Below are 5,343 nucleotides of genomic sequence, written 5' to 3' on the forward strand. Positions count from 1 at the left end.
GGGGCGGGGAGGTGCGGGTGGAGCTGCGCGGGGAGGCGAACCCGTTCCCGGACTGCCCCACGCCGGTGGCCTGCCACACCTCCACGTTCGACGTGACGACGGAGGCGTGCGTGGAGGCCGAGGAGCCGGACGGCACGGCGTGCGACCCGGGCAACGCGTGCATCCTGGGCGCCACGTGCACGGCGGGGCGGTGCAAGGGGACGGAGCGCGTCTGCGACGACGGCGACGCGTGCACCACGGACGTGTGCAGTCCGCTGGACGGCTGCACGTCGGTGCCGGCGCCGCCGTGTCCGGGGGACGGGAAGTGCCAGGTGGGCGCGTGCGACCCGAAGGTGGGGTGCACGCTGGCGAAGGCGCCGGACGGCACCTTCTGCGGCCCGGAGCGCGGCTGTGACGCGGCGGACGTGTGCCTGGACGGGGCGTGCCAGCGCCGCGACCCGCCGGACAACTTCACGTGCGCGCCGGCCAGCCCGTGCCAGGGACCGGGGAAGTGCAGGGGCTCCGTGTGCGAGCGCCCCGCCGCGACGGCGGTGGTGCCGGACTGGACCTACGACGCGAAGTCCAACGGCGAGGCGCTGCACGACCTGCTGGTGGGGCCCACGGGGGACGTGACGCTGGTGGGCTTCTTCGTGCCGGCGCTGCTGGACGCGGCGGGCCCGGTGCCGGTGCGCGCGAGCGTGGCGGGGCGCCGGTGCATGCTGTGGAACGACCGGCTGTTGTGCATGGACCTGCCGGGCTCCGGGCAGGTGTCGCTGCTGGACCGGGTGACGGGCGCGCCGCGGTGGACGTTCGACCTGGCGGCGGCGCGGCCGGACTTCACGCAGGGGCTGACGACGGTGTTCATGGCGCGGCTGGGGGTGATGCAGCCGGACCGGCTGGCGGCGCTCTTCGAGGCCTACCCGTCCGGCACGGCGCGCGACACGCTGTGCCGGCGGTACTTCCTGGTGGTGCTGGATGCCTTTGGCGGGATGGTGTCCGCGCAGGCGCTGCAGGATCCGCTGCTCGCGGAGTGCAACCACCCGCACCCGTACGGCGTGGCGTCCGACGCGGCGGGAGATCTGTACCTGGCGTTCGGGCAGACGCAGAACGTGGGGGCGCCGCTGTATCCGGGGGCGCCCACGCTGCTGATGGCGTTCTCGCAGGACGGGGTGCCGCGCTGGCGCAAGACGGAGGCCTTCGCCGCGGGCGAGCTGGCCATCGTGAACGGGCTCTTGCTCAACGAGCGCTCCACGCAGGCGCTGAGCACGCAGGACGGGCAGGCGGTGGGCTCGCAGACCTTCCCCCGGGGGCTGGGCCGCGCGCTGGCGACGTCCACGCACGTGATCCCCTCTCCGTCCGAGGACGACACCGTGGGCGAGTGGCGGCTGGAGGGCTACGCGCTGCCGGAGCTCACGCCGTCCTGGACGCATGCGTTCCAGGGGTGGCCGGGGCCGGTGGCGCCGGAGGTGCGGCTGGCGAGCTGGACGTCGTGGCCCGGGCAGCCGCCGGAGACGGTGGTGCTGGGCACGGGCCTGGATGCGCAGGGGCCGGTGCTGTTCGCGGTGAGCGCGAAGGACGGCAGCGAGGTGTTCCAGTGCCCCGTGTCGAACGCGGCGACGCCCGCGCAGTTCCTGGAGCTGGGGCCGGACAGCGTGGTGATGATGGACGGGGCGACGACGTGCGGCGAGTGCGATCCGCCGTACGCGTACAGCCAGGCGCGCTTCCGGCGCTTCCCCATCCCCGGCCTGAAGCCCGCGGAGGAACCCTGGCCCGGAACGTTCGGCGGGCCAGGGCACGACCATCACGAGGACCCGGCGCGCGGGCGCTGAAGGCCCCGCGACGTGCGTCACGGCGTCAGCGCGGTCCACGCGCTCACCGTGTAGACCTGGATGCCGGAGGCGCGCACCCGCGGGAACGGTTGCAGTTGAGAGGGATTGAAACAGTTCAAGCAGTAAAAATATCAATAATTGATTACCGCCGAATGGCCAGGTCCAGGATGCGCCCCTCGCGCAGCGTCCCGTCCGCGTCCTGCGTGAGGGGCAGGCCCACCGCGGTGACGTCCCCGGGCCGCGTGCGCGTGCGCCAGCCCAGCCAGGCGCAGAGCGCGGCGTCCAGCTGGTCGTGCGTGCACGTCCCGGCGTTCCCGAAGCGCAGGCCGGCGGACTCCAGCAGGGCCCGCCTCCGGGCGCGTCCTTCGGGCGAGGCCTTTGCCCCCAACTTCTCCACAGCCAGCGCGCGCCAGGTGGCGCCGGGGAAGGCCTCGAAGAGGCGCGCCTGGGACAGCGTCGGCGTGTCCAGGTCCAGCATGGGCACCCGGGCATGGGCCCGCAGCGCGGCGAACAGCAGCACGCTGCCGCGCACGAAGCCCGCGAAGGGTGCTCCGGGCGGGGGCAGCACGTCCGGCGTGCGGCCCGGAGCTCGCAGCTTCCGCTCCGCGTCCGCACCCGCGCGCCGGGTTCGCCAGCGCCTGCGGCCCGTCCACCACCACCACGTCACCCGGCTGGATGCGGAAGGCCTCCGCGAGCGCCTCCGGGTCCAGCCCGTGCCGCGCCCGCGCTCCGGGCCAGACGCGCTGGGAGAAGCGCACGCGGCCGTCCGCGTCCACGACGGCCTCATCCACGGGACGGGGGACGCGGGCGAAGGGGTCCGTCAGGTCCCAGCCCACGAAGCGGAGCGCGTCCGTCATCGCGTGCCTTCCTGCTGCGGGGCCGTGCACCGGACGTTAAGAGGGGCCGCCTTCACTTCCACCCAAGGTGACACGCACATGCACTACCGCCCGCTGGGCCGCACCGGCCTGTTTGTCTCTGAACTGTGTTTCGGCGCCATGACCTTCGGTGGCGAGGGCTTCTGGAAGAACATCGGGCAGCAGGGACAGGCGGAGGCCGACGCGCTGGTGGGCCGGTGCCTGGACGCGGGCATCAACTTCTTCGACACCGCGAACGTGTACTCGTTCGGGCAGTCGGAGGAGCTGCTCGGCAAGGCGTTGGCGGCGAAGCGGTCGCAGGTGGTGCTGGCCACCAAGGTGCGCGGCCGCATGGGCCCGGGCCAGAACGAGGTGGGCCTGTCGCGCTACCACCTCTTCGACTCCGTGCACGCGAGCCTGAAGCGCCTGGGCACGGACCACATCGACCTCTTGCAGATCCACGGCTACGACGCGGCCACCCCGCTGGAGGAGACGCTGCGCGCGCTGGACGACCTCGTGCGCGCGGGCAAGGTGCGCTACCTGGGCGCGTCCAACCTGGCCGCGTGGCAGCTGATGAAGGCGCTGGGCCTGAGCGACCACCGCGGCCTGTCCCGCTTCGAATCGCTCCAGGCGTACTACTCCATCGCCGGCCGCGACCTGGAGCGGGAGCTGGTGCCGCTGATGAAGGACCAGCAGGTGGGCCTGATGGTGTGGAGCCCGCTCGCGGGCGGCTTCCTGTCCGGCAAGTACCGCCGCGGCGCCGAAGGCCCCGAGGGCGCCCGCCGCACCGCCTTCGACTTCCCGCCCGTGGACCGCGAGCGCGCGTACAACGCCATCGACGTGATGGACGCCGTCGCGAAGGAGACGGGCACCACCGTGGCGCGCGTGGCGCTCGCGTGGCTGCTGCACCAGCCGCACGTCACCACCGTCATCCTGGGCGCCAAGACCCAGGCCCAGCTGGACGACAACCTGGCCGCGTCCGAGCTGCGCCTCAGCCCCGAGCAGCTGGCCCAGTTGGACGCCGTCTCCAAGCTGCCCGCCGAGTACCCCGGCTGGATGGTGGAGCGTCAGAACGCGGACCGCTTCCCCCCGGCCCGCTGAGCCGGTTCGCCCCGGAGTCCCATTCGTATGGAGTTTTCCATCATCGCTGGATGGACCCGACCTGCTGCGTTCCCACGACGCACCGTGTGAGCGCGGTGCGTCCGCCCCCTACGCCCTGTCTGGGACGGGAGGCGCCGCATGACGCGGGAGCGCCTGCGAGTCCGATGGCGAAAGACACCGACGGTGTTTGGGATTGGGACGGACTTCCAATATCTTGGGGACTGCGAAGCGTTCGGTCACTCGAGCGCGTTCCATGAGGCCCACGCGCCTGTCCGGCAGCACACCTGTGCGGTCGGCATGCACGTGGAAGGAGCACGGTCGCCCGGATGACCTTGGAGGTCCGGTGTGCGGCGGCTCTGATGCTTCATGGGGGGCCTGTCCGGGCCCCGGGTCACCCCCGGGGCCCGGGTAACCTTTCCCGGTGCGGAGCGGCTAGTTCGACGTGTCCAGGCGCGAGCCGCCGCTGACGTCCAGGTCGGCGTTCTGGGGCCGCTTCGACAGGCGGACGATGCTGCCGCCGGAGGCTTCGCCGTTGACGCTGTCGGAGGCGTTGGCCTCCACGAGGGCGCCGCCGCTGGCGTCCACGTCCAGGGTGCTGACGCCCTGGAGCTGCCAGGCGTGGAGCTGCGAGCCGCCGCTGACCTCGGCATCCAGCTCCCGCGCGCGGCCGGTCAGGGTGATTTCGGCGCCGCCGCTGGCCTCGGCGTCCACCTTCTTGGCGTCCACGCCGCGCACGGTGAGCACCGCGCCGCCGCTGGCCTCGGCGTCGAAGTCGTCGGACGCGGTGACGTCGGCGTTCATGTGGCCGCCGCCGCTGACCTCCACGTGGTCGATGCGGGGCGAGGACACGATGAGCTTCACCCGGCCGTTGAGGCCGCTCCAGCCCTTGCGCTCCACGCGCGTGGTGAGGATGCCGTCCTCCACCTCCAGCTGGATGCGGGAGAGGTTCTCGGCGGAGCCCTCCAGGCGGACGGACTTGGGGCCCACCTTCACCTCCGCTCGCATGCCGTGGCCCACGGAGACGCCGTGGAAGTCCTCCACCTGGCGCGTCTCGCCCGAGCCCTGGGAGGGCTTCGCCGCGTCCTCCGCGTGAGCGGTGCAGGCGGTGGTGGCGAGGCAGCAGGCGGCGAGCAGGGACAGCGAGGAAACCCTCATGGGCGGCTCCGGGCGAAGCGCGAGGACGTGGGAGCACGTCCGGGCGGAATGCCTCGGGTACGGAGGACGCTGACGGGTGATTGCGTGGAGGAGGCGGATCCGGTCCGACTGTCGGACCGGTTCAGGGATTGGCCAGCATCTCCAGGGGGACCCGGACGGAGGTGGTGTCGTCGGGTTTGATCTCCACGAGGAGCTTCAGGGGCCGGCCGGTGCCGTCCATCAGCTTCAGGGTGTGCCTGCCCACCGGGAGGGCGACCCTGGTGAGGGGGGTCTCGCCCAGGGAGCGGCCGCCCAGGGACACGCGGGCGGAAGGCTCCGTGACGAGGGTAAGGAAGCCCTGGGGCGCGGCCGCTTCGGTGGCGGTTTCGGGCGGGGCGGGGAGGCCAGCCTCCGGGGCGTCCGCGGGCGCGCGGCGGGGGCGGCAG

5 protein-coding genes are annotated in these 5,343 nt (G+C 72.9%); 2 read left to right on the top strand and 3 right to left on the bottom strand.

Annotated elements, in window-relative coordinates; genetic code table 11:
• Positions 1 to 1,808, top strand: a 1,808-nt coding sequence (locus ACLEQD_RS35920) for a tenascin-X (RefSeq protein ID WP_410390350.1), incomplete at its 5' end; no start/stop codon positions are given.
• Positions 1,809 to 1,950: 142 nt separating this feature from the next.
• Here the strand turns inward: ACLEQD_RS35920 and ACLEQD_RS35925 are convergent.
• Positions 1,951 to 2,475 carry a DUF429 domain-containing protein gene (locus tag ACLEQD_RS35925; protein ID WP_410390352.1) on the bottom strand — a complete coding sequence of 175 codons (525 nt, stop codon included), beginning with the start codon at positions 2,473 to 2,475 and terminating at the stop codon, positions 1,951 to 1,953.
• A gap of 268 nt (positions 2,476 to 2,743) precedes the next feature.
• Here ACLEQD_RS35925 and ACLEQD_RS35930 point away from each other — a divergent pair, with 268 nt between their 5' ends.
• Positions 2,744 to 3,763, top strand: coding sequence for an aldo/keto reductase (locus ACLEQD_RS35930; protein ID WP_410390354.1), 1,020 nt, complete (start codon positions 2,744 to 2,746; stop codon positions 3,761 to 3,763).
• A 432-nt stretch (positions 3,764 to 4,195) separates the two neighbouring features.
• Here the strand turns inward: ACLEQD_RS35930 and ACLEQD_RS35935 are convergent, their stop codons facing one another.
• Together ACLEQD_RS35935 and ACLEQD_RS35940 are read right to left on the bottom strand one after the other, a co-directional pair.
• The gene (locus tag ACLEQD_RS35935) at positions 4,196 to 4,918 is read right to left on the bottom strand and encodes a head GIN domain-containing protein (RefSeq protein WP_410390356.1); all 723 of its coding nucleotides are present in this window, start codon (positions 4,916 to 4,918) and stop codon (positions 4,196 to 4,198) included.
• A 121-nt stretch (positions 4,919 to 5,039) separates the two neighbouring features.
• A partial coding sequence (locus ACLEQD_RS35940; RefSeq protein WP_410390358.1) for a PEGA domain-containing protein occupies positions 5,040 to 5,343 on the bottom strand: 304 nt, incomplete at its 5' end.

It is taken from the genome of Corallococcus sp. 4LFB, assembly GCF_046520365.1.
Classification (GTDB): Bacteria; Myxococcota; Myxococcia; order Myxococcales; family Myxococcaceae; genus Corallococcus; species Corallococcus caeni.